General features: G+C 47.1%; 21 protein-coding genes, 1 tRNA gene and 2 pseudogenes. 11 read left to right on the plus strand and 13 right to left on the minus strand.

Annotation, left to right across the window (positions count from 1 at the left end):
* Positions 1–170: 170 nt before the first annotated feature.
* From LN737_RS13540 to LN737_RS13555, 4 genes are all read right to left on the minus strand, one after another.
* On the minus strand, positions 171–2,705 hold the full coding sequence (locus LN737_RS13540) for a PAS domain-containing protein (protein WP_405519652.1): 2,535 nt from the start codon (positions 2,703–2,705) through the stop codon (positions 171–173).
* A 253-nt stretch (positions 2,706–2,958) separates the two neighbouring features.
* Positions 2,959–3,459 carry a hypothetical protein gene (locus LN737_RS13545; protein ID WP_405519654.1) on the minus strand — a complete coding sequence of 167 codons (501 nt, stop codon included), beginning with the start codon at positions 3,457–3,459 and terminating at the stop codon, positions 2,959–2,961.
* Positions 3,456–4,280 (minus strand): hypothetical protein, encoded by an 825-nt coding sequence (locus tag LN737_RS13550; protein WP_405519656.1) that lies wholly within the window; start codon positions 4,278–4,280, stop codon positions 3,456–3,458. The genes LN737_RS13545 and LN737_RS13550 overlap by 4 nt, the downstream gene beginning before the upstream one ends.
* Before the next feature lie 11 nt (positions 4,281–4,291).
* Positions 4,292–4,822 carry a hypothetical protein gene (locus LN737_RS13555; protein WP_405519658.1) on the minus strand — a complete coding sequence of 177 codons (531 nt, stop codon included), beginning with the start codon at positions 4,820–4,822 and terminating at the stop codon, positions 4,292–4,294.
* A gap of 314 nt (positions 4,823–5,136) precedes the next feature.
* On the opposite strand from LN737_RS13555, the gene LN737_RS13560 reads away from it, so the two are divergent.
* Entirely contained in the window at positions 5,137–7,890 is a 2,754-nt protein-coding gene (locus LN737_RS13560; protein ID WP_405519659.1) for a hypothetical protein, read from the plus strand.
* A gap of 43 nt (positions 7,891–7,933) precedes the next feature.
* Here the strand turns inward: LN737_RS13560 and LN737_RS13565 are convergent, their stop codons facing one another.
* Entirely contained in the window at positions 7,934–8,371 is a 438-nt protein-coding gene (locus tag LN737_RS13565) for a hypothetical protein (protein WP_405519661.1), read from the minus strand.
* A 389-nt stretch (positions 8,372–8,760) separates the two neighbouring features.
* On the opposite strand from LN737_RS13565, the gene LN737_RS13570 reads away from it, so the two are divergent.
* Positions 8,761–8,916: a hypothetical protein gene (locus tag LN737_RS13570; protein WP_405519663.1), complete on the plus strand. Its 156-nt coding sequence runs from the start codon at positions 8,761–8,763 to the stop codon at positions 8,914–8,916.
* A 127-nt stretch (positions 8,917–9,043) separates the two neighbouring features.
* On the opposite strand, the gene LN737_RS13575 is transcribed toward LN737_RS13570, so the two are convergent.
* On the minus strand, positions 9,044–9,169 hold the full coding sequence (locus LN737_RS13575; protein WP_405519665.1) for a hypothetical protein: 126 nt from the start codon (positions 9,167–9,169) through the stop codon (positions 9,044–9,046).
* Between the two features lie 612 nt (positions 9,170–9,781).
* Here LN737_RS13575 and LN737_RS13580 point away from each other — a divergent pair.
* Both LN737_RS13580 and LN737_RS13585 read left to right on the plus strand, forming a co-directional pair.
* Positions 9,782–10,690: a DUF6973 domain-containing protein gene (locus tag LN737_RS13580; RefSeq protein ID WP_405519666.1), complete on the plus strand. Its 909-nt coding sequence runs from the start codon at positions 9,782–9,784 to the stop codon at positions 10,688–10,690.
* A gap of 97 nt (positions 10,691–10,787) precedes the next feature.
* Complete coding sequence (locus tag LN737_RS13585) at positions 10,788–10,976, plus strand: hypothetical protein (RefSeq protein ID WP_405519668.1); 189 nt, start codon at positions 10,788–10,790, stop codon at positions 10,974–10,976.
* Positions 10,977–11,528: 552 nt separating this feature from the next.
* Here LN737_RS13585 and LN737_RS13590 read toward each other — a convergent pair.
* Positions 11,529–11,610: transfer RNA gene (locus LN737_RS13590), tRNA-Leu, on the minus strand.
* A gap of 152 nt (positions 11,611–11,762) precedes the next feature.
* On the opposite strand from LN737_RS13590, the pseudogene LN737_RS13595 reads away from it, so the two are divergent.
* Positions 11,763–12,181, plus strand: a pseudogene (locus tag LN737_RS13595) (DUF3127 domain-containing protein).
* A gap of 142 nt (positions 12,182–12,323) precedes the next feature.
* On the plus strand, positions 12,324–13,028 hold the full coding sequence (locus tag LN737_RS13600; RefSeq protein WP_405519669.1) for a hypothetical protein: 705 nt from the start codon (positions 12,324–12,326) through the stop codon (positions 13,026–13,028).
* Positions 13,029–13,041: 13 nt separating this feature from the next.
* On the opposite strand, the gene LN737_RS13605 is transcribed toward LN737_RS13600, so the two are convergent.
* Together LN737_RS13605 and LN737_RS13610 are read right to left on the minus strand one after the other, a co-directional pair.
* Complete coding sequence (locus tag LN737_RS13605; protein WP_405519671.1) at positions 13,042–14,505, minus strand: gliding motility-associated C-terminal domain-containing protein; 1,464 nt, start codon at positions 14,503–14,505, stop codon at positions 13,042–13,044.
* Positions 14,502–15,296 carry a hypothetical protein gene (locus LN737_RS13610; protein ID WP_405519673.1) on the minus strand — a complete coding sequence of 265 codons (795 nt, stop codon included), beginning with the start codon at positions 15,294–15,296 and terminating at the stop codon, positions 14,502–14,504. Before LN737_RS13610 ends, LN737_RS13605 begins: the two co-directional genes overlap by 4 nt.
* A gap of 68 nt (positions 15,297–15,364) precedes the next feature.
* On the opposite strand from LN737_RS13610, the gene rlmD reads away from it, so the two are divergent.
* The 4 genes from rlmD (at position 15,365) to LN737_RS13630 (ending at position 18,897) form a co-directional block, all read left to right on the plus strand.
* The gene (gene rlmD / locus LN737_RS13615) at positions 15,365–16,795 is read left to right on the plus strand and encodes a 23S rRNA (uracil(1939)-C(5))-methyltransferase RlmD (protein ID WP_405519675.1); all 1,431 of its coding nucleotides are present in this window, start codon (positions 15,365–15,367) and stop codon (positions 16,793–16,795) included.
* Between the two features lie 412 nt (positions 16,796–17,207).
* A complete protein-coding gene (locus LN737_RS13620; RefSeq protein ID WP_405519676.1) occupies positions 17,208–18,026 on the plus strand; it encodes a 5'-nucleotidase, lipoprotein e(P4) family in 819 nt (272 codons plus the stop codon).
* Between the two features lie 40 nt (positions 18,027–18,066).
* Positions 18,067–18,384: a hypothetical protein gene (locus LN737_RS13625; RefSeq protein WP_405519678.1), complete on the plus strand. Its 318-nt coding sequence runs from the start codon at positions 18,067–18,069 to the stop codon at positions 18,382–18,384.
* Positions 18,385–18,555: 171 nt separating this feature from the next.
* Positions 18,556–18,897 (plus strand): hypothetical protein, encoded by a 342-nt coding sequence (locus LN737_RS13630; RefSeq protein ID WP_405519681.1) that lies wholly within the window; start codon positions 18,556–18,558, stop codon positions 18,895–18,897.
* A gap of 14 nt (positions 18,898–18,911) precedes the next feature.
* Here LN737_RS13630 and LN737_RS13635 read toward each other — a convergent pair.
* Positions 18,912–19,906: pseudogene (locus LN737_RS13635) on the minus strand (ComEA family DNA-binding protein).
* A 426-nt stretch (positions 19,907–20,332) separates the two neighbouring features.
* Between LN737_RS13635 and LN737_RS13640 the strand changes: the two are divergent.
* Positions 20,333–21,856 carry a glycine--tRNA ligase gene (locus LN737_RS13640; protein WP_405519683.1) on the plus strand — a complete coding sequence of 508 codons (1,524 nt, stop codon included), beginning with the start codon at positions 20,333–20,335 and terminating at the stop codon, positions 21,854–21,856.
* Positions 21,857–21,955: 99 nt separating this feature from the next.
* On the opposite strand, the gene LN737_RS13645 is transcribed toward LN737_RS13640, so the two are convergent.
* The 3 genes from LN737_RS13645 to cysD form a co-directional block, all read right to left on the minus strand.
* Positions 21,956–22,621, minus strand: coding sequence for a Uma2 family endonuclease (locus LN737_RS13645; protein WP_405519684.1), 666 nt, complete (start codon positions 22,619–22,621; stop codon positions 21,956–21,958).
* Positions 22,622–22,671: 50 nt separating this feature from the next.
* Positions 22,672–23,937: a sulfate adenylyltransferase subunit 1 gene (locus LN737_RS13650; RefSeq protein WP_405519686.1), complete on the minus strand. Its 1,266-nt coding sequence runs from the start codon at positions 23,935–23,937 to the stop codon at positions 22,672–22,674.
* Positions 23,938–24,019: 82 nt separating this feature from the next.
* Positions 24,020–24,922, minus strand: coding sequence for a sulfate adenylyltransferase subunit CysD (gene cysD / locus LN737_RS13655; RefSeq protein ID WP_405519688.1), 903 nt, complete (start codon positions 24,920–24,922; stop codon positions 24,020–24,022).
* Positions 24,923–24,934: the final 12 nt, after the last annotated feature.

Here is a 24,934-nt window from a genome sequence, read left to right on the forward strand (position 1 = left end):
TCTCCTTATTACCGTGATTCCGTAAACGATCACATAAACCTACCTGCTAACAATTGATGCTTATGGCCTAACACTACTTCTTGAAAACGCTTATTGGTGTATCAGTGCTATCGCTTCAGGCGTATCAGATAGGGAATGAAGTCACATATAAAAACTACGGCTGTGCTAGATCAGACTGGCAGAAACACACTAAACGTAGCGCCTTGCCCAGGTTTACTATGAGCCGTAATGGCTCCTCCGTGATTGACCGCTACTTTCTCGCAAATGGCTAGCCCAATGCCGGTACCGGCAAACTTGTTTTTGCTATGCAACCGCTGAAACACCTGAAAAATGCGGTTCACATATTTCTCATCAAAACCAATTCCGTTATCCACTACGTCGATCCGATGATAAATTTTGGTTCCACGGGCAGGGTTAATGCTGGCAGGTAGTTTGTTTACGGACACCTGGCTGGCTTCCACACGTATCAGCGGGGGCAGATCGGGCTGATGGAATTTGAGCGCGTTGGAGAACAGGTTGAGAAACAACTGCCCTAACTGCCCTCTATCGCCCATAATGGTTGGTAGCGCTCCCACCCGAACAACAGCGTTGGTATCCTGAATGGCTAGTTCCAGATCGTTCAGAACAGAATTAATTACCTGATTGAGGGAAACAGGCTGGGTAGCGTCCTGCTGGGTAGAAATACGCGCAAACGTCAGTAGATCTTTGATAAGAACCGACATACGACTTGCCGCTGACTGCATACGCTCCAGATAAATCAGTTCGTCGCCCGTTGAAGCCGTGTATCGGGTTTTCAGCAGATCGCCGAACTGCTGAATTTTGCGGAGCGGCTCCTGCAGATCGTGCGAAGCAACGTAGGCAAATTGTTCCAGGTTCTGATTTGAGCGAAGCAGGTTTTTATTAGACTCTTCCAGATCTTTGTTGGCAACGGCAATTTCCTCATTCGTGGCAGCCAGCTCTTCATTGATGGCCGCTAATTCTTCGTTAGAGGCTTCCAGCTCTTCCGTACGCTCCTGTACCTGTCGTTCAAGGGCAATCTGAAGCTGCCGCTGTTGGGTAATATCCTGAGCCGTACCGCTTAACCTGACCGGGTTCCCGTTGGTATCATAAAATAGCTGAGCCTGCGCATGGATGATACGTACCTGGCCGGTGAGTCGGTTGATTATCGGGTGCTCATTCTTGTAGTATCCCGATGAACCGGGCTGTAGTACAGCTTCTATGGCATCGGCAACCTGTTGTTTGAATTCGTCAGGTAATGGATTGTACGCTTCATCCAGACTTTTCGTATTCTCCGTAAAACCAAGCCAGTCCATAAACCGCTCGGAATACTGGAAACGACGTGTCTGAACATCCATGCTCCAGTTAGCCAGTTCTGCCAGTTCAACAGCACCGCGTAAAGCAGCTTCTGTATCTTCTATCTTTTGTTTGGCCAGAATCAGATCAGTTATTTCGGCTGCCGTGTTCATAACCCCGTACACCTGGCCATCAGCATTAAACAGGGGCGTAAAGCTATAATTGAAGAAAAACGGCTGGATTTTTCCGTCTACTTCAAGATCAACGCGCTGCTGGCGCGCATGAAAGGCAACCCCTGTCCGGTACACGTTATCCAACTGCTCGTATATGCCCTGATCTTTCAATTCTGGCAGTACATCAGCATACCGCTTGCCAACTACTTCATTGCCTTTTCCCCATACGTTCATAATCGACTGGTTAACGAGCTGGATCTGCATGTGAGGGCCTATATACACACCAATCGGGAAGGGGGCGCTTTCAACGATACTACGTAGTGTCTGCTCGCTATCGGTCAGAATTTTTTCTGCCTGCTTTCGCTCGGTTATATCCTGTAACGTACCATTAAACCGGTAAGCTATCTGTTCATCGGTAAACCAGGCTTTACCCTTCGCCCGCACAATTCGCTCGTCCAGACTCACTGGATGCACCAGCGTAAAGTCGATATCAAACGTACCTCCGGAATCATACTGTAAGGCTTTCTGAATAGCCTCGATCACCCGTTCCCGGTCTTTGTCGGCAATGACCGCAATGGCAACTGGAAGCGATATGTCACCATCCAGAGGCTGGCCAAGCCATTGTTTTAACCGGGCATTGGCCGAAACGGTATTAGTGATCGGGTTTAAATCCCAGGTGCCCAGCTCAGTAGCTTCAATCGCAAAGGCTAGCTGATCGTTGCTTTCTCTAAGCTGTTTGATGGTTCGTATTTTTTCGGTGGTTTCGGTGCAGGTAACAAACACACCGTTTATATGGCCATCATCGCCATAAGCAGGACTATAACTGAACGTCCAGTAGATATCTTCTACGCGGCTATTACGATAGAATGGCACAAGCTGATCGTCAAAATAAACTGGCTCACCAGTCGTCATGACCTGCTGGATCAACGGACCAATAAAATCCCAAATCTCCGGCCACACCTCCTTCCCTGTCTTGCCCAGAGCAGGATGTTTGCCCGCGCTGCCAAGGCTGGGCCGGAATGCATCATTATAAAAACAAGTTAATTCGTTTCCCCAGAACAGGAACATCGGAAAAGCGGAATGCAGCACGATGCCCAGCGTAGTACATAGACTTTGAGGCCAGCTACTGGGGGGGCCTAACGAGGTTTGCGCCCAGTCATAGGTTCGGGTAAGTTCACCCATTTCACCACCGCCCTGTAAGAATGGGTATATATGTTGGGGGGAGGACGACGTTTCCACGAAAATCGATACAACTGACTTAGTAAAAGAATGGGTTTATACGGACGGCTAAGCGCTTCTAATAAGCTACGTTACCACTCACGCATCCTGTTGAGCAAGGTTATGCTGCAAGTTAAGAAGCAGGCGAGAATTAAGGCGCAGTTCGACCTGTAAACCTATCGTTCGGTATTCTTGACGAGAAACAGCCTGCCGGGCAAATGCTTTCATAACACTTGCCCGGCAGGCTGTTTCGGTCTGGTACGTATGAATTAGCCTAAAGTGCCGTATACGTAAACAGTATAGTTGTTGTATAGTTGCCTGCTGGTTTCAGAAAATTACTTCCACCGACTGCCCGGTAACGTATTAAGTTGATAATACTGAGTATCGAGCTGGCTAGCCCCGAGGATAAGGTCTGATTTGTTGTGCTTAAGAAAATTTCGGGCCGGTTGCCTAAGTTAAGCGACTGAACCGCAATCGATGAAACCGGTATCGACTGATTCTGGTAGCGCAGGTCGTCTGTGGCCCGGACCTGCAATGACCAGCTTAAACCCAGTGATACACTTAACTGTAACGTGTTATGACTAATTGATACGCCATTCTGATAATCGCTTATACTGCTGATACTAATGGATGGATTTCCTAAAATTGAAACACCAATCGCACTGGGAGCCGTAGCCTCCGAAATCACCTCATCCGGTATATAGGGTTGAGCCAGCAGCGCAGTTTGCGCAAAAAGCAGACTCATAACGATGATCAGGATGTGCAGAGGCTTCATTTCAATACGGTTTCCAGCTCAGCTACTTTAAGTGCCTGACTCGGGCCACTATCTAAAACAGCTACGATAAGGTATTTTCCGGCCGATAGTTTTGAAGGTACACTGGCCGTTACCCGGAAAGTATCCTTCGGCATGGTGTTGACGGGCATGGCTTCTGTTTTTACTTCTTCCATCGTTTCCAGGTTTAAATACTCCAGCCGTAGCTGACTTTCCAGAAGGGCTCCACCCGTGTTCTGGACTTTTACTTTTACCTGATACTGTTCACCTGATTTTGCTACGTCCATGGCCGTAATGGCAATATCAGGCTGCGGATTCTCGTCTGGAATCACATACACATGGACTCCAATTTGCGCTTTCACGATGAATTGAGAAGCCCCTTTCAACCGGGCTACTTCCTGTTCATTAGATTGGGTCAGGAGCAGCATACCATTGTGAATGGATTGTAGCCTGGCCTGATTGTCGGCTACCAGCGTAACTAACACATCCCGTTGTTCGCCGGGAGCCAGCTCAATGACACTGGGCGTAACCTTAATCAGGGAACAGCAGGATGTTGGCAAGGCACCAGCTGGATAATATACTTTATCACCGATCGTATCCCGGCGCCAGTCCGCACAGGTTGCCTGAAGCACCAGACGTGTATCCATCGGATTGGTCAAGTGCAGACGAAGGGTTTGCTCCGCGGTGCCTTTTTGAGTAAAGTAGAGTTTTGCGGGCGAGACTTGAAAACCAATCTGTGCCTGACAGATCGAAATCATTGTCAGGCACAGAATCAGCGTCAATCCCTTTATTAATCCTGTTGGGAAAAAGAAAAGTCTTGTCATTCTTTCTGGTATTAGTGAGCTGAGATAGAGTACGTCAACGTAGCGAGATAAGCCCCGCCTTTTACGTAGAAAGCCTGGTTGTTGGCAGCGGTAGAGTATTTCACATCGAAAATTTTAGCCATCGCTGCCGGTGAGTTTGATATCAGTGCCTGATCGGCAGCCGATAAACTCATCTGCGACGTATAGCTCGACGTAAGGGTTGGAGCAGCCTGTACCATGATGTTGTTGATGGGGATACTGCTACCCGTAGCCGTAAGTATACCCTGCAGGTCGCCATCCGATTTCACTTTGATATCGAACGGGCGGTTGCTGCTGGCTATTAATTGAGCCGGTGCCAGGAAGGTAGCTCCATTCTGGAACTCGGTAACCGTTCCGATAGCAAGTGGTACAGCGGGTACGGCAACGACTAATGCCAGCACATCAACTACCGTGACAGTGACTACGGCATTGCCACTGGTAATTTGAGCCTGAGCGGGTCTGGCTCCCAGGCCAACAACACCGACAACAAGGGCAGAAACGAATACTTTGCTTAGAAATTTCATTGGTTTTAATTAGTTAGACGTGGTTAATATTGAAAGAATTAATAAGTATTATTTAGACAAAGTTATGCATGATGAAATGTTAATACAATGTTTACGATTATTAATTATGGTAAATTAAATAGATGTAAATATATTATTCGGTATTATAATTTGATTATCAATAAATTGACATTCTTTCATATTTACTATACGGTAGTTTGCCTTTTAAATCAGCTAATTAATAAATAAAATGATTGTAATATTGTACTTGAACGGGCTGAATTGCCGTCGTTTCATGTCAAAAATACTGTGAACCTTATTTATAATATGTAAACATGTATAATATAAAGAAGCTTATACTGACATTAAGTATAATTACCATTTATGTTGTTCAGGCTGAAGCGCAGTCAATTACGGTAACACTTTGGCAAGATTCTACAGTAACGTCTGTCGGTAAGACGTTTACCAACCGGTTGACATTCAACAATACGAGTAAACAGGAACAGGAAATCGTTTTGAAAGCTCAGTTTCCAACGGTAATTCAACTGCTATCTGCCATACCCGAACGGCTGTCATTATTGCCGGGCCAGACCGCAATCGTTCCAGTCAAAGGGCTGGTGGATAATCAAGCCAGTTCATCCGTTCATCAGGTTTCATTTCAAGTAAGCGACACGCTAGGAAATCAGTTGAAAGTCGTGTCTTTTCCACTGCTCATAAAAGGAAAGCTGCAATCAGCACTAACACTGTATTCGCTGGAGGAAACAATCGTACTGTTTTCGGCAGTCCAGTCGGCCCGCCTTCCGATGCGACTCGTCCATAATCGTATGCGGGTGGAAAATTTTTCAATTGATGTGGCCTCGATGCCAGTGGGGGTGGATCGCTCGGGGTACCCACGTCCTGTGCAACTAGCGCCTAATCAGGATACAACCTTTACGCTCGAAGTGAATTCGTTACATAACTGGTCAACACGGCAACCCTATCAGTTGATTGTGACAGTCCGGGATGAGCAGAAATCAATTGTGGGTACGCTCGTTTACAAACTGATCGTTGCTGTTGATAATAAGCGATATATAAGTACGGAGCCTGTTCAGACTGGTGGCTATGGAGCCAGTACCGCAATAACCCGATTTAGCACCAACCAATGGGCAAAGGAAGCGCGGGTCTGGGGAAGCGATTCTGTGGGTAAGGCGCAGATTGACTTCCACCTTCATTATTTAAACTCCGGTTCCGATCATTTTCAACAACTTCAGAACTCGTTCATTTCAGTTCGCACCGACCGGGCCATGGTACGGCTGGGGAGTTCATACGACTATCATGAATTGCCTCTGTTTGGCCGAGGCTTAAAAGTAACTATTAATCAAACCGATCGGCAATGGAGTTTCTGGGCGATCAACTCAAATCCAAACTGGTTAAGTCCGGATGATAATGCCTGGTCGGGCAATATTTATTCAGCCCGTTATGATCGTCAACTGCCAGCATTGCCGGGTGCCAGTTGGTCGGTCAGTAGCAACTACTATACCCAGACTAACACAATGCGGGCGGGCTATCTTAATTTTGCTACGTTCCGCTACGATCAATCGGAACGTCATTCACTCCAGCTTTTGGGGGGGCAAAGTGTTGAATTTGCCCGGCAGGGTATCAACCGTGCGCAAACGTACGGTTGGGCCGGTCAGCTCAATTATGGTTACCAGAGCCCAAAACTGAGCTGGCAATTCAGGTCTTACCTGAGCAGTCCTGTTTATGCGGGCCTTCAGCGGGGAGCGACCCTGATCTACAGTCAGCTATTCTGGCAGCCTTCCGTAAATACTACGTTCCTGGCCCGGTTAAATCATATGGGGTACGATCGGGTATCCTTTTCATCCGCTACTGATTTTTCCCGGCACAAATTTGGTAACACCGTAGCGGAAGTAAGTTTTAGTTATCGTATCAAGGAGCTTTCACTGAGTTTCCGACCTTACTGGTTTTCTCAAACGGACATGGGGAATCCGTTCAGTCAGCGGGCCGATGCCTTTCGGTTTGCTCCGTCCATATCCTACCATCGACAGTCGAATCAACATATCGAAATAAGCTACGATGCCGGTATTTTTCATGATCGAACGGCCGTGCCACCGCAGGGAGGATGGTTCAGTCAGCGGCTTGTTTCGTCGATAGCTTTAGGCCCGCTAAGTTTCTGGGGGTATTATCAGACAGGGCCATATTATCTGTTCGATCTTCGAAACAGACGGCCCGATCAGATGAAGACGGCATCACTTACCCCGACAATCGATTTTTCGTTACTGAACAAAAGACTTTTCGGCTCGGTGGGACTGAATTACCTGTACGATGCCACAGCGGATGAGGCTCGCTATATCGGCGTTGGCCGTGTTCAATACGACGTATCGCCTAACCTATCCATGCAACTTTCTGGTAATGGCACACCGTATAGCCAGCGGCCGGAACTAGCGTACAGCTTATACCGACTTGAAGTGGTAAAGCGGTTTAATAAATCGCAAACAAAGCATCACGGTCACTTGCAATTAAGCTTTTTTGAAGATACCAACGGAGATGGAAATAAAGATGCGAGCGAACGCTGGATGGACAGTCTGTTCGTAACCGTAAATGAAAATACCTTGCTGACAAATGCCAAAGGAAGCATTACATACAGAAACATACCTCCCGGCGATTACCATATCTCGGCCGTAAGTGCCAGCCGGATCGGTGATCCCGTGCTCTATCATGAAAGCGTAACGGTTGGCCGGTCGGCTGCTAAAATCATCCCACTGGCACGAACATTTCAGGTCAAAGGGCAACTACAGTGCAAAACAAATGCCTATGAACGGCAGACTTGCCAGTTTAATCGATTTGGTATTGATATACAGCGGGGGCAGCAAACCATCACATCGGCCAGCCCTCTTCCAGATGGTACGTTTGCTGTCCATTTATCACCTGGCGATTATACCCTGGTAGTTCGAGACTACGCCCGTCAGCCACAGGCGACTGTAAAAACTACGTCGTTTACGTTAAGTGAAACGGGTAAGTACCCTCAGTTTGAATGGATTGTGGATGGTTCAACCCGGCCAGTAGAAGTCAAACGCTTCTCGGCCAGGTAGCTAGTCAATGGCAGGCCGAATTATCCAGACAAAGCTGGCCATATCAGTTGGGTTTTGCCCGCCTTAATAGTATCTGCTCGTGTTTTCCTTTTAGAAAATAACCGTAGGGTTCCTGAGTTACGGCATAGAATGTGGGAGGTGCTTCAAAGTGAGGAGCGGATTGTTCAACTCCAGGCTGGTTCTGGTAGACTTCCCGAATTGAGAGTGAGTCGCCGACGAAGCGCCAGATAAAATTAATCTGATGGCCTCCCTCTTCGTTTACTATACGAAATAGACCTGTTGTATCCTGTTGAAAAACGGCTTTGATCGTTACTTCATTGAGCCCGCTCACGGCTGGCCCTTCTATGGACGCATCGAAAACTTTATCTTTAAAAACAGTATCGGAGCTAATTAACGAAGCATTCGTTGACCGATCAGTCGTTGATGAGCAACTTAAAAGGGTAAGCAATAGTAATAAGGGAACAATAATGGTGGATGGCATACTTAATTTGCGGGTATGGATATGACTGAAAAACAGTTATCTCACTGACTAGACAGGTATCAATTAGTCACAAAATGGCAGGTTCTGGTAACTGTGTAGTTCGCTATTTCTACCTGAACCACCTGTGGGAAATTCCCTGACTATCACTTATCACCCCTCTCCCAATTCGTATTCCATTTGGATTGGAGAGGGGATAACACGGTTTTTGTAATCGGCAGTACGTTCAAATGGGTAATAAAATCAATCCTTAATCCGGCTTAATTATGTTGTCTTAGAGCATCAATCAAGCCACCGTATAATTAATTTTATTAACTAATGAGTGACAAAAATGTAAATCAAAGGTCTGTATGGTAACTACTTGTCGACCTAAAATGATAATTGCCATGCCAATGAATATAAAGACAATACCAACCATTCAGGATGTGATGGATAAGGCTAGTGCCTATATAAAAGAAGGGCTAAACCAGGAAGAAGCTATTCGCCGGGCCATTGCACTGATTACGAGCTTTCCTGACCATGCGCAAAAAGCGAAGTCCTGGTCATAGTCATTATCATTCATCATTACACGAACCTCCCGGATTGACGAAGGCACCTGCAAAGAGGTGCCTTTTAAGTATAGTCACCTTGGCGATTTAGCTGGCCATGCCTTCAGGCAAGCCAGAAATGAAGCCATTAGTGAGCAAAGTAGTTGATCTTATCGCTGTCGATATTGTTAATTAGTTTCAGTTCGCCACCTGCGAGGGGCAAAACAACACCGATAATCGTAGTTGTACCCGCTGTTTCTCCAGGATTTAGCATCTCTTCAAGTCCGAACGAAAGTTTTCCACCCCCACCTTAGCATTGGTCGTATTTGATGTCAAACCCTTCTCCCAGATGGCTATCATTTATTGAATTAATTACTTATTACGCCTAACGTTTGAGTAAGAGCTGGGAATTATAAAGTTTGAAGTATGTCGTAGTGCATTACTGGGTCTTCGTTTGGCTAGATAAAGAATTTTTTAATTGTGCTTTTTCAAGAATCTGCAAATTACTTTATAGCGAGTGTGGATACGGTTTATTTGGCTATAAATCGTTTTAATCAGGATTTAATACTATTTAATGTAACAGATTATGTATCATAAAAATTGTTTTGTGACTACAAATAACTATTAATTTTTTAAGATTTAGTATTGATATATTTTTTCTAATCGCTTCGTATATGAAATTTGCCATATTAAAAGCCCCGCGACAGTTTGGCGACCTGACGCGGGGCTTTCTACATCAGTGCGATGTTTCATCATTAAACCTTTTTTCATAGTCTAATGCCTTACTATAGGCTTTTTTAATCAAGTAGTTAGTTGTACCTCTCCACACTCGAAAATCTCACCAATTGCTGAAACGGCTATTTATCGAGAAGATACCCTAAGTGGAGTGCGAATACTAATTCCGAATGGGGTTCCGAAAGAAGTATTCTATCCAGCAATTGTAAAGGTAAATGATCCCAAAGCCCGAGTTGCAGCTAGCAAGCTTACCTTGGAGGAGTTAGTGAAAATTGCAAAACCAATTGTAGATAAATATCCAGATCTAAGCCAAAACCCTCTTAAACAAAATCATTTAAATAGGATCCTGCACGATTTCCCTGACTTTAAAGAAGAGAAAGCTGTGAGAGAGAAGTCTGACATTGTTCTTCAATACTACAATGGTTTAATAAAACATGAACTCAAACCGCTAATCGAGCAAGCTTTAAAAAGTAAGGGTAGTGGAAAAGTGGCTCAATCTTCTTTTGGTAATATCAATACACTCGAGTGGCAGCATTTAAACAACAATCCTGTCATGATTTCACGGTATTACTATGCTAGCAATAAGGCCGTTTCAGAAACGGCTTATCGATTTGGGAATGCAAACGAAGGCGTACAAAGTAATGCCTTTCAGCACGCAATATGGAATTGCTTAACAATACGTGAAGCTATGTATGCAGGCTTTACTAAAAACAACGCCATCCTCTTTACACGAAACATATGCAGCGATCATGAATGTGATGCTAATGGCAACCGACAGTATACAGAACATACAGCAATGGACTTGCATAATAACCTCTCAGCACGCTCATACATGGGGAATGTTAGTTCAGGCAGTGTCTGGCCCTTTTCGATAAATGTCCCTTCTGAAAGTGATCTTTTCGACGCTTGGTATCACGCAGCAACAACCCGAAATTATCATATATGCAATGCTGTATCATACATTACATCCATGTACAGTTGGGAGTTTTTATATGGTGGAGCCAGAGGGAACATGGGGGATAAATTATATTATATATGGCCGGTACCATCTGGCTGTTAACAAGAGTTAAAAGCATATTTGATTTTCAATTTAAATAAGGAGATTGGTTAGCAGCAGAATTTTTATTTTGCTGCTAACCAATCTCCTAAAACGGTCTATGAAAACGTTTGGAAAAGTTGGTATACTCTTATTAAGCTTACTGATTGAATGTAAGCCTTTAGGGATTGGTGGCGGTTACCATAATCATGGATCATTTAGTAGCCAAGTTGAGGCAAAAAACCACGCAATTGCCGATATACTTAAGAATTATGGTTCATTACCAGCTAATGACTATTATAAAGTATAATACGCCAATGCCAAAGCTTTGCCCACAGAACACCGTGAAAATTCTCTGTGGTACAGTAAAAGTGAAGAGAAGTTAATACTAGAAGTCGATATTAACAGTGGCCCTGATTGTGCGTGGTATGAAGTTACTCGCTCTGTGCTAGAGCAGGCTATTAAATCTGCTGACTGCCTGAAAAAAATTGATTCTTTGGCCAAGCCAGATCAACCTACTTCTCAGTGCCTTCGCTATTAACATTCCTGTATCTGAGCGTGTCCTGCCATGATAGCAATTAGACTTCTACCAGGGAAAGTGTAGTCGGAAATTGGCGAGATGGGAACGTAGCAGTCTTCACTCGTTGTACAGGCCAAATTCTGTAATCAACAACTCAATGTTTGTTCAGATCATTGTCGGCAGGTTTGGAAAGAAAGGGCTCTATATGAGAGTAATTCTTAGGCATTTTAGGCCGTTCTAATCCATGTTTTTTAACAGGGAGCTGTTGCCATTTATTTGCTATTACGGCCCCCGCAAAAATAAAAAACGCTCAAATCAAGCTGATTTGAGCGTTTTTATGAGTGACCACGGGGAGACTCGAACTCCCATGCCGTGAAGCACCACCCCCTCAAGATGGCGTGTCTACCAGTTTCACCACGTGGCCAATTCCGTAATCGAGGTGCAAATATAGCTGGTTGGCTTTCTTATGCCAAATGGACGTAGGAATCTTTTGCTTTTTCTAAGCCGGAATTGCCAAAAAATGAGGAAAATTTCGTACATTTATCTTTCTAAATTAACAGAAACGAATTAGAAATAATGGCATTCGAAGTAGTTGGAAAACTCATAAAGGTACTTCCCGAAGTTACGGGCCAAGGTAAAAATGGAGCTTGGAACAAGCAGGAATTTGTTATCGAAACTCTTGATAGTCAGTATCCTAAAAAGATATGCATGACCGCCTGGGGGAAAAGGCAAATGACCTCAAGCAGTTTGCTGATGGCGATATGCTGAAAGCTACCTTTAGTGCTGAATCGCGCGAGTACAACGACCGCTGGTACACGGAGTTACGTGCTTTCCGGATCGAAGTGTCCGAGGGTGATGCGAGTACTGCCCAGACAGCTCCGTCTCGTCCTGCAGCGGCCCAGGCATCGCCGTCGCGCCCGGCGCAGCAAAGCCAGCCGGCAGCTGTCACTTTCAATTCAGCGTTTGACGAAGAAAGCAACGATTTACCATTCTAAGAAAGTCCAGCGCAGCGAGCGGAAAGGAGAAAGAGTTGTCTGACACTATTCTTTCTCCTTTCCGCTCGCTGCTTTTTGTCGTTTGTACGAATACCGTCTGCTTATGATCTTTCTTTGTTCATGGCATAAAAGGCGCCTTATTATGAGCCTGCTGGTTGGGCTTCTGGCTCGTACGGTGCTGGCACAGTCGACATTGACAGATTCGCTCCGACGGGCAGACTCATTGTTTGCTGGTGGAAATCAGACGGAAGCTGCCCGAATCTATGAAACGGCGCTTGCCGAGGGCCATACAGCTACCGATCCGATGCTGCTCAAACTGGCCAGTGCCTATGAACAATTGAATGACGTGCCTCGCCAGCTGTATTACCTGGATGTGTACTTTGAACGCCATCCAGACGATGCCGTATTACGTCGGATGAACGACATCGCCCGCGCTAATAATCTCAGCGGTTACGAAACCGACGACCTGAATTACTTCTACCTGTTCTACCGAAAATACGGTATCTATTTTTTGCTGTTCCTGCTGATTCCTGCAGGTTACGTTTTTACTGTACTCATCCTTAAACGACTCCGAAAAGAAGAAATTCCGGGGCGGCAGAAGTGGATCTTATTCGTTTATCTATTTCTCCTGTTGGTCTTCACGAACCTGCCCGAAGGCGTACAGTCCGGCATTACGAGCCAGGATCGGGTGCTTTTACGAACTGATCCCTCGGCAGCAGCGCCCGTAGTGGAAGTTATCGGGCGTGGCCATAAGGTTAACATTCTAGGTACCCGAGATATCTACCTCCGCGTGCTCTGGCACAATGAGCTGTATTTTATCCGGCGGGATAATGTCTGGATTATATAGTCAGAAACTGACCTCATCGCAAAATCGTTACGGGTCCTTTAAACGTTCGGGCCGTTGTCAGGATGAGATAATAATACGTTCCGGAAGGCGAGTTGTAGCCGTACCAGCGAAACCGTGGGTCTGTCGATTTGAAGATTGGCTGCCCCCATCGGTTGGAGATCTCAACGGATTTGAACTGCTCGGCGCAGGAGTTTTCGGGTATATCTTTTAAGGCAAAATAGTCATTGATGCCATCGCCATTGGGCGTAAATACGTTCGGTACCTTAAAATCAACATCAATAGATGGGTTTTTGACGCGGAACGTAACGGTTGTGGTATCAGCGTGGTTGGGTTGACAGGAACGGTCATCGACAACAAAATCCACTACGAAAGTGGCTTCGGTTCGTCCAGCCATCAATTCGCAGGTTGGCCGCCAGTTGAAGGGCGAGTCAAGAGTTGGTAAGCCATTTTTGCCGGAAAATTGCATACCAGCTGCCTGCATATCGAAGCCCCGGCCAGCTCCCGTAAGCCGGAGCGTATCACGGTCGGGATCGTTTCCAAGCACATTGAACGTAGTAGAACCGATTGAATCTGTAGGGCTGACCATAAGCTCGACAACCTGCTCCGTAAGGGTGGTTCGTATGTTTGGTGGCTGGCTGGGTTTGCCAATAGCCGAAAGATCCACCGTTACGGTATCACGAAGGTTGCGATTGCAGCGATTGTCCGTCACAATGAAATCGACAAGATACTGCGACTGCATTGCCTGAGAACAGGTTGGTTTCCAGACAAACGGCTGCGATACTTTTCCTACGCCCGATGCCGACCCGAAACTCATCCCTGCCTGCGCTAAGGTAAACCCTCGTCCAACAGCCTGGATTGTTACGTTGTCGTTATCAATGTCGGTCCCGAATGCATTAAAGGTTAGCGACGAACCAACTGTAATCTGTCCCTGATTATTGGGGAGGTCGGTGCCCGCGACGGGTTTATTATTTGGCGAGGGAATAATGTTCAGCCGGACACTTAACGTATCGCTTAGTCCCTGCGGACATCCATCGTCAGTAGCCCGAATGAGTAACGTAATGGGAACGCCGTTGCCACCAACGCATCGACCAAAACAAAACGTAGCTTGTAAAGTATCGTGGCTGGTTCGGGTAAAGAGTTCTCCGGGTGCAATGGTCAGGCCGGGTAATGAGCCACTCATGTTCGTAACGGTAATGCGCTGATTGACGTCGAGATCGGTGAGGTACAGCGTCAGGCAGTTGGTATCTTTCTCGGCAATGGTCATTACGGTACCTTCCTGGTAAAAAGTTTTCTGACCCTCGGGTTTAAATAATAATTTGGGGTTATTGTTCTTTGGACAGTCAACGACCAGCACCTGATAGTCGCGCCGAACCAGGCCAATGGCTTTGCCCGCCCGGTATTCAACGACTTCAACCGAGAAGACAAAAAGGCCCGCCCGGTCGGGCGTTACGGTCAGCAGACCAGTGCGATTATTCACCCGGAGGGGATCGGTGCCCGGAATTTCATTCGTATTGGAGATGCCTCCAATCCAGCGAACCGGAGGATAAGGCCCGGCGTAGAAAAAGGGGGCGTCGGGCGATTCAAGGCGCCTGGATTCGGAACAGCCGAACTACTAAAGCCATTGTAAGGCGTCACCAGTGAATAGGTCAAACTGTCGCCATCGGCATCTTTGGCGCTGAAATCGAGCGTAAAAGGCTGCCCAATGCACGCATAATCTCCTTTGGGAATCGTAAATACCGGCGACGAATTATATACCCGGGTTGAGCCATTCGCAATTGCCGGAAACTCCAGATAAAAAGTCGAACCGGCTCCTCCCGGATTGATGATGTTGCTGATGGTTCCGTTTCGGCAGCACCGTTCCCACGACATATAATAGCCCCCCGCATCGTTGAATACGTTCGGATCAAGCGTTAGATCGATGCTGTGCCGGATGAGTCGGGTACTCAAACTGGCGTTGATACAGGCTGGTTTGGTATATAAAATCGGCTCGGAGCTGATTCGGTTAAGCGGTACGTAGCCAATCAGCTGGTTTGTACGCTTCGAAAAAATGCCTACCGACACCAGGCCATCGTCGGCCCCAGCGTCGCCATTTACTACGTCGAAGTAAAGATTGAGATTAATGCGGTGCGAGTAAGCACTTTGTGGGCCAAGATAACGAAGTTCCAACTCGCCCCCGACAATGTGTGTCGCTTCAGCTAACTGGCTAATTGCCAGTAAGAGACTAAACAAAACCAGTGAAAACCACCGGGCACTGTAAACGTTTAACATACATAGAAACGGTTCAGGATGGAGTCCTTCCGAAAACAGCTGCTTAAATTAGCAGTTTTTTAGGACTTATGCGTAGGAAGATTCATAAAACGCCCGAACGGTTGGCAGGTGTACGAATAGATGCTGTAGCGGCTGAGGGAAAGTGTATAGTGCGCACCGATGAAGGAGTTATTTTCGTTGACAATCCAACGGGTGGACCGGGCGTTGCGCCGGGTGATCTTGTGGATTTACGTATCACAAATCGCAAAAAACAGTACCGCGAAGCAGTTGCCGAACACGTTCGCGAGCGTTCTGCCGTACGTACTGACCCCTTTTGTGAGCACTTCGGAACCTGTGGCGGCTGCAAATGGCAACATATTCAGTACTCCGAACAACTGGGCTTCAAACAGCAGCAGGTGGTCGATCACCTGACCCGTATTGGTAAAGTGGCTTTGCCGACCATACGCCCGATAATGGCTGCGCATCCGACGCAGTATTACCGGAACAAACTCGAATTTACCTGTGCTGAAGGACGGTGGCTGACCACGGCAGAGGTGAACACCGAACAGCCAATGGACCCACGGGCAGTTGGCTTCCACGTACCCGGTCGGTTCGATAAAGTTCTGCCCATCCGGCACTGCTACCTCCAGCCAGACCCTTCCAATGCCATTCGGGAGGCTGTTGATGATTACGTTTTCCAGCACGATCTGACTTTGTATAATCTGAAAGTTCATACGGGTTTTCTGCGGACACTGATTATCCGTACTGCCGACACTACGCAGCAGGTGATGGTAACGTTGCAGGTAGCCCAGGACAGACCCGAGCTGCTGAATGGACTACTTACGCATCTGCAGGCAATGTTCCCGCAGATCACGTCGCTGAATTATATATTGAATACCAAGAAGAACGATAGCTATCAGGATCAGGACGTAATAAACTGGGGCGGTAAGCCCTATATCGAAGAGCGGATGGACGAACTGGTCTTTCGGATCGGCCCAAAATCCTTCTATCAGACCAACGCCCAGCAGGCACATAACCTCTACAAAGTTGCTCGTGAATGGGCCGGATTGACGGGTCGTGAGCGTGTCTATGATTTGTATACCGGTACCGGAACCATTGCGCTCTTTGTGGCTCGTCAGGCAAAGCAGGTGATAGGAGTGGAGTACGTCGAAGCATCGGTCGCAGATGCCCGTATCAATGCGGATGTAAACGGTATTACCAATACGACTTTCGTGTCGGGCGATATGCGCGATATTCTGACCGACGGCTTCTTCGATCAGCATGGCCGCCCAGACGTAGTGATTACTGATCCGCCACGGGCGGGCATGGATGAAGCCGTTACGCGTCAGTTACTTAAGGCTACGCCCGAACGGATTGTGTACGTCAGCTGCAATACGGCTACACAGGCGCGCGATCTGGGAATTTTAGACGAAGGATACAGGGTTGCCGATGTGCAGCCGGTCGATATGTTTCCTCATACGCATCATGTCGAGAATGTAGTTTTACTGACAAGACGGTGAGCGCTGCTTGGTATTTACAAAGCCAGGCGTCCGTTCAGAGCCTGCGCTTACTGATTCCGTGGTGTAGTAATACGTACCCGATTGCAATAAGCCCAGCCTGGTCTGAACCAGGCTGGGCTTATCCGTTTAGCTGCGTAAACGACTGATATTCTTTGTTCATCCCACAATTACGGAAGCTTTCTGCTGGATTATTCTGCCCAATGTTGATTCAAATGCCCCAGGTATTCATTCCGGCTCGGTAAGCCGTCGGCCTTCTGGTACGTTTGCCGTTGTTCAAGCGGTTTTGCTCAGGGCGCTGCCCGACACGCTTCAGTTGGCAAATTGTACGTCTCGCAATGAAATCTTTGCCGAGGGCAAACTCCCCGACCAACTTTGCGAACGCTAACCAAGTCAACACAACCATTCACTACCAATGAGAAAATACAGTCTTTCTGTCATAATATTTGCCTTGTTTCTGGCATCCTGCAGTCGCCCGGCGATGCCGTTGATCACGCATAAAAGTACGTCGAGAAGCATCACCACCCTCGATTATAGCCTGAATGCGGTGCTGTGGCAACAACACTCGGGCGAATACAAAGCCCTTTGCTTTCAGGCATTTTCCCTGGCCAGAATGCAGCTTCAGGATACGCTTCTGAAAAGTCAGTCAGGTAGCAAACCCCTCGCAATTGTAACTGACATCGACGAAAGTATTCTGGATAACAGCCCGCAACAGGCTCAGGATATTCTGAATCACACCACCTATACCGAAAAAAGCTGGAAAGCCTGGACCGCGAAAGCCAGCGCGAAGCCATTGCCAGGCGCAGTTGCATTCTTTCAGTTTGCCGATCAACATAACGTACAGATCTTTTACATCAGCAACCGCAGTCAGGACGAACTGGAAGCCACGATTACAAATATGAAAGCTGCTGGATTTCCGCAGGCCGACACCAAACATGTAATCATGAAAGGGGAGTCGTCCGATAAAGAGCCGCGTCGGTTGGCAGTGGCCGAAACCCATCGGATTGTTATGCTGATCGGTGATAATCTGAATGATTTCGATAAATCGTTTTATCAACAAAATGCAGCTCAACGTGCGCAGTTGGTTGCTGATCATCAGACGTTATTCGGTACCAAATTTATTATTCTGCCAAACGCTATTTACGGCGACTGGGAATCGGCACTGTGGCGGCCGCAAACCGTAACCCCCGCCGAATCGGATGCAATAAAACATTCAGCATTGCAGGGCTTTTAACGTACTATTTCCGTACAACCGACTCTAAACCAGAAAGACAATGCCCAAACAAAAGAACCCAATCCAATCGGGTCTACAGGCTCAGGTGAGGTACACGAGCGAAGGACGTGGCGGTACCGTGCATTACGTGAGTTCCGAAGCCTCGTTCGATATGTGGTATGAATTTGCTGGAGGAAACGCCCTGGCGATCATCGACATCCCCCCGCCCGAATACTGGACCGCCCGCACTCAACTGCCACTGTCTCAGCGGGAGGAAATCCTGATTTTTATCGGCAATCAGGTTGTGAAGGATCATGCGCCTGGTGGCTCCTTTACGCTGAGTCGGAATACACTGACGATTTATTCGGGAAGAAAATAAATAATCATAAACAACAATTCGATCCTATAACCCTAATCATTCGACTGGGCCTGCATTTGCTTCAAAAGGATTTCATGACTAAACTATTTTGGCCAATGCTAAAAAGAAAAGCCAAAATGGATTCCGTTATTTTCGTATTTTGAGTAGTGCTTTTAAACCAAAATAAGCGCCATGTGGACAACGGAATCACTTTGGTTTGACATAGCGATTGTCAGTATGATTTATGCTTTCGGCAACATATTTTTTGGCCATTTTGAAGAGCAGACGCCAAAACTGCGACGAGCAGGTAAATATATTTTGACGCTGATTGCTATTTGTACGATTTCTGTTTACCTTGGCCGATCCATTGCTATGGCCGTACTCGTCCTATTCTTTTTCCCATTCGCGTATGTTCACCTGTATTACCTGCCCAGAAAAAAAGGTATAAACGGATGGACGGGGGAGCCTAAAAGCAGGTACTATGAATTCAGGAACTGGAATAAAGACATATTCAACGAAAATGCAGCACCGTAAGGTAGTGTCACTGCTTAAAATTCAAGGTACGGCGCAATCTTCTCAATTGTCCGGGCATCCAGAATCCGGATTGGTTTCAATGACCCGGCAGAGGTAAAAGCACCATGTTGTTCGCGGTAACTAACGATAACCTGCGCCTGCCGACGCGATAAAAACGGATGACGGTCCAGTTCCTCAACAGTAGCCGTATTGACCGGAATTTTGCGAACGCCCGACCAGATTTTTCCGAATTTCTGCAATTCCTCTAACGCAAGCGAATCCAGTCCATAAATATCGCGAAACTGATCTGTTGAGATGAAACCGCCGAGTGCATCCCGAAATTTTACAATCCGGCCAGCCAACGTAGCGCCAATTCCCCTTAACGCAATTAATTGAGCCGTGTCGGCTGTGTTGATATCAAAAGGCTGAAGCACAGGCTTTGCCGGGCGCTCGTTAACGTAACGGGTACTCCGTTCGCTCAGAGCCGCTCGCTCATTTGCAAATTGGCTCCCTTCGTGTTCTTCAAAAGTCCTTTCTCCCTTTTCCCTTCCTCCCTTCTCCAAAACTATATAAGGCTGAAGCTGGTCGTAGAGGTCGGGCGGGAAGTCGTAGATACGTAGTAAATCTTCTTTTTTCGAAACCGCCCACCTTTGCTACGGTATTTTTCAATGCGTTCGGCCAGCCATCGTGGAAGGCCTAGTTGTTGCCAGTCAGCTACACTAACCGTATTGGGATCAAATGGAAAAAATTTGGGTTCGCTGAAATGCTCGGCTGTTGTTTTGTCCTTTACTGGCCCATTCCCGAAGCGGGGTTGTTTCACTTCTTCTGCCTGCATAAGCGTCACAAGGCTATCGAGCTTGCGCTGGTCGGCTGCCGACGTATCGATGGGTTTCCAACCGGATAGAAATCGATAGAAAAAGGGAGTAATCAGGCAAAGCAGTGTCAGGAATACCAGAACAATAAATCCCCTTGCCTCTTTATGTGAAAAGCCGAAGTAATCGCGAACGAGTGCGTGGAAGCGTTTGAACATGCTTCCTTAGACGTGTAAACTTGTATAATAGTAACTTTAAATGATCAGAAAGTATAGTTTCTGTAAACAATTTCCTCTAGCTGGGCAATCGCTTGTGGCTTTACACGGTTCGCGATTTTTTGCTTACTCACGTTTATAGCTATTCGCGTCAGTAGGTCATGTGATTGACGCAACATGCGGTCGAATTCTTCGAAACACTTAAAATGCTTAAAGCTTGTAGAATTGTCAGTATAGTTATGGCTGGTAAAAGCAATCAGGTTATGGGCAGAATACGAGCACGTAACGATTTACTATACTATGGTAATTAAGGCTACTGCCAGAAGACGTGTGAATTGTTTCATAAGTGTAGCTAATTTAACGTCAAAGCTATGAAATAGAAGAGGTAAGTAGGCACTTGCGCATAAAACCGTATTTTTGCGCCCACGTATGAATACTACACAAACTCCCGCAACCGGAACTCCGGCGGCATCACTGCAAGATATTATCGCCCACGCCAAAGAATACGGCTTTGTATTTCCGTCTTCTGAAATCTACGACGGCTTACAGGCTGTTTATGACTATGGCCAGAATGGCGTTGAACTCAAAAATAACCTCAAAACGCTGTGGTGGAAAGCCATGACGCAGCTCCACGATAACGTAGTGGGCATTGATGCATCCATTTTCATGCATCCGCTCACCTGGAAAGCCTCTGGTCACGTCGACTCGTTCAACGACCCGATGATCGACAATCGCGACTCCAAAAAACGCTATCGGGCCGATCAGCTTATCGAATTGAAAGCAGAAGCGTACGAAAAAGCCGGCGACGTAGAGCGTGGTCAGGCATTACGTAACGAGCTGGGACGGCTGCAAAGTGCCGATGATATGGAAGGGCTTCGGAATCTGATCATTGCCGAAGAAATTAAAGACCCTATTTCTGGAACGGCCAACTGGACCGAAGTTCGTCAGTTTAACCTGATGTTTTCGACGCAGGTTGGCTCGGTGGCTGAAGATGCGAGCCTGATTTACCTTCGTCCCGAAACGGCCCAGGGTATTTTTGTGAATTTTCTGAATGTTCAGAAAACGGGCCGGATGAAGATTCCGTTTGGTATTGCCCAGATTGGGAAAGCATTTCGGAATGAGATCGTTGCCCGTCAGTTTACGTTCCGTATGCGCGAGTTTGAACAGATGGAAATGCAGTTTTTCGTCCGCCCCGGCACCGAAATGGAATGGTACGAACGGTGGCGGGATACGCGCATGAAGTTTCATCAGGCTTTAGGGCTGCCAGCCAATAAACTCAAATTTCATATTCATGAAAAGCTCGCGCACTATGCCAATGCTGCTGTAGATATTGAGTATGAATTTCCGTTTGGTTTTCGCGAAATGGAGGGAATTCATTCGCGGACCGATTTCGATCTGAAATCGCACCAGGAACTGAGCAAGAAGAAACAACAGTATTTCGACAACGACATCGACGAAAACACAGGGAAACCCTACGGTAATTACATTCCCTACGTAGTGGAAACGTCTGTCGGTGCCGATCGGCTTTTCCTCGCTACGTTCTGTAATGCATTTACGAAAGAAACTGTTCGGTCCGGTGTTCCGGGTGAAGGGGAGCAGCAGAAAGAACGGACGTACCTAAAATTGCATCCGGCGCTGGCTCCGATCAAAGTAGCCGTGTTTCCGCTGGTTCGGAAAGATGGTTTGCCGGAAAAAGCAGAAGCCATCGTGAAGAGTCTACGGTCGGAATTTCGGGTGATTTACGAAGAGCGGGATGCCATCGGCAAACGCTATACCCGTCAGGATTTGATCGGTACACCCTTCTGCATCGCCGTCGATTACCAAACGCTTGAAGACGAAACCGTTACGATACGTTACCGTGATACAACTGAGCAGATTCGTGTTCCGATTAGCGAGTTGAAAGCCCGTATCGGTCAGGAAGTCTCGATGGAGCGAATACTGGAGCAGCTTTAGGTATTATACCCCAAAAGCTCGAAGCTTTCGAAATGTCAAAAAAATCAAAAATCCCCAACGAATCATCGTTGGGGATTTTTGTTATGGTTTCCCGGCGATTTACTTCGGCAAAAAAAGTGTCCGTAGCGCAGCTACGTTGGCTGTAGCGTCAAAAGCGGCTTTTACCGGAATTGTAAAGCCAGCTAGACGTTGACTGTTAACGATTTCCCCTATATGATAAAGCCCGACCAAAGCATAAGCTTCCGTATCGGCATCCAGCGTAAACACTTCAATCGTTTGTCGGGTCGGATCAACGAGCCAATATTCAGCAACGCCATGAGCGGCATAGTCTTCAAATTTGATTTCGCGGTCGAACTTCTGCGTGCTTTTTGAGAGCACTTCAACTACTAAATCGGGGGCTGGATAGTAGAGCAAATCGGGCTGAATGGCAGCCGCTTTGTCGGAGCCGAAATAACAGATATCAGGCTCGTAGCTGTTACGGGTTAGCTCAACTAAGGCTTTCTCAACCCGAACTATTCCCAATCCATGTTCATCCACAAACGCGCTCAAAAGTATACCAAGGCGCAGAACAGCAGCATTATGCTTTTCTAGAGCTGGCGAATGAACAACAATTTCACCGTTGATAAATTCGGCTTTCATATCATCATTCATCCACTCATAAAAAGCCTGTCGGCGTGCTTTTTCATCGTTTAGAATAGCTTGCACCTGCTGAATAATCTGCGGGGCTTTGGGCGATTCAAGAAGTTGGGCAGCTAATTCGGTCATTACTATGTATGCAAGGGTAAGTACCCAAATATACAAAAAACAAAGGTCCGTTACGCTTCGCCGATCAGCATCAATGCTCCGACGGTTACGTTTGAGGTTTCGTCAATCAGAATAGCACCACCAGTTGCGCGGTTTTTCTGGTAAGGATCGAAACTGATCGGTTGAGCCGTACGTAGTACCACTTTAGCCATATCGTTTAATCTCAGGCTCTCAACGCCCTCGGTTTCTTCGTAAGTGTTGACGTTCAACTGATAAGCGATCTCACGCACCGAGCAGCGCGTTCGGAATGTACCTACCTGAAGCAGATATTTACTGCCAACCTTAAATTCTTTAGTGTCCATCCAGCAGAGCATCGCTTCGACGGTCTGACTGCTAACCGGCTGATTATCGGAACGGACAATCAGGTCGCCCCGGCTAATGTCGACGTCGGTAGCCAAATGCAACACAACTGACATCGGCGTAACGGCTACGTCTAAATGCTTCTCTGCAATTTCAATTGCATCGACAGTCGAGGTTTCGCCGGAAGGTAAGACCGTAATGGCATCGCCTTTGCGAAATAACCCGCTGGTGATTTTACCCGCATAGCCCCGATAGTCATGCAGCTCAGCCGTTTGCGGGCGGATAACGTACTGTACCGGAAACCGTGCCGGATGGTGATCTTCCGTTTCACCATTGGCATCATCGTCAATGGCAATGGTTTCCAGATGCTCCAGCAACGTAGCGCCTTCGTACCAGGGCATAGCTGTAGATTTATCTACTACGTTATCGCCATTGAGTGCACTCATCGGTATGTAAGTCACCTCATGAACGTTCAGTTTTTTGGCCAGTTCTGCATAATGAATACAGATATCCGAGAATACATCCTGCGAATAATCGACCAGATCCATCTTGTTGACAGCCACAACAATATGAGGGATACCCAGGAGAGAGGCAATCAATGAATGTCGGCGTGTTTGTTCGGCCACACCGTGCCGGGCATCAACGAGCACAACCGCTAGCTGACAGTTCGATGCGCCCGTAACCATGTTACGTGTGTACTGAATATGCCCCGGCGCATCCACAATAATAAACTTGCGTTTGGGGGTCTGGAAGTAGCGATACGCTACGTCGATGGTTATGCCTTGCTCGCGTTCGGAGCGAAGTCCGTCGGTTAGCAGCGCGAGGTCGATTTCACCGTCGTCGCGGCTTTTGCTGGCTCGTTCGATGGCTTCAAGCTGATCGGCAAGAATAGATTTGGAATCGTAAAGAAGCCGCCCGATGAGCGTGCTTTTGCCGTCGTCAACCGACCCGGCTGTAATAAAACGTAAGAGATCCATGTAATCAATGATGAATAATGAATGATGAATTATGAATGGGGGTTGTGAACCTCATTTATCATTGATAATTCATCATTCATAATTAAAAATAGCCGCCTTTTTTACGGTCTTCCATTGCGGCTTCGCTGAGCTGATCGTCCATGCGGGTTTCGCCCCGTTCGGAGATACGCGTCGCCTGAATTTCATCGATTACAGCATCTAATGTGTCTGCCTGCGATTCGGAAGCAGCCGTGCAGGAAATATCCCCTACGGTACGGAACCGTACCCGGCGGGTTACCAGCTGGTCGTCGGCTTCGGGTTTGATAACGCCACCCGCTGTTGCCATAAGTTTGCCGTCGCGGATGAGAAGTTCACGTTCGTGCGCAAAATAAATACTTGGCAGATCGATTTTTTCCCGGCGAATGTAATTCCAGACATCAAGCTCCGTCCAGTTCGAGATTGGAAACACCCGAACGTTTTCACCTTTATGTATCCGGCCGTTGTAAAGGTTCCACAGTTCCGGACGCTGGCGTTTGGGGTCCCAGGAGCCAAATTCGTCACGTACTGAAAATACACGCTCTTTGGCCCGCGCTTTTTCTTCATCCCGGCGGGCGCCACCAATGCAGGCGTCGAACTCAAACTCTTCAATGGCGTCCAGCAACGTAAAGGTTTGCAGGCCATTACGAGTCGCGTTACGCCCGGTTGGCTCTTTCAGTTTCTTTTCCCGGATGGTATCTTCAACGTAGCGGACAATGAGTTTTTCGCCAATCCGTTCAGCCAGATTATCCCGAAAATCGAGCGCTTCCTGAAAATTATGGCCGGTATCGATATGAACCAGAGGAAAAGGAAATTTGCCCGGACGGAATGCTTTCAGGGCCAGATGTACCAGCGTGATGGAGTCCTTGCCACCCGAAAACAGCAGGGCAGGACGCTCAAACTGTCCGGCGACCTCGCGCATAATGTGGATAGCCTCCGATTCAAGCTGATCTAAATAATCTAATTTCATTTGAAGATTGAA

The organism is Spirosoma sp. KNUC1025, assembly GCF_045160025.1.
GTDB lineage: Bacteria > Bacteroidota > Bacteroidia > Cytophagales > Spirosomataceae > Spirosoma.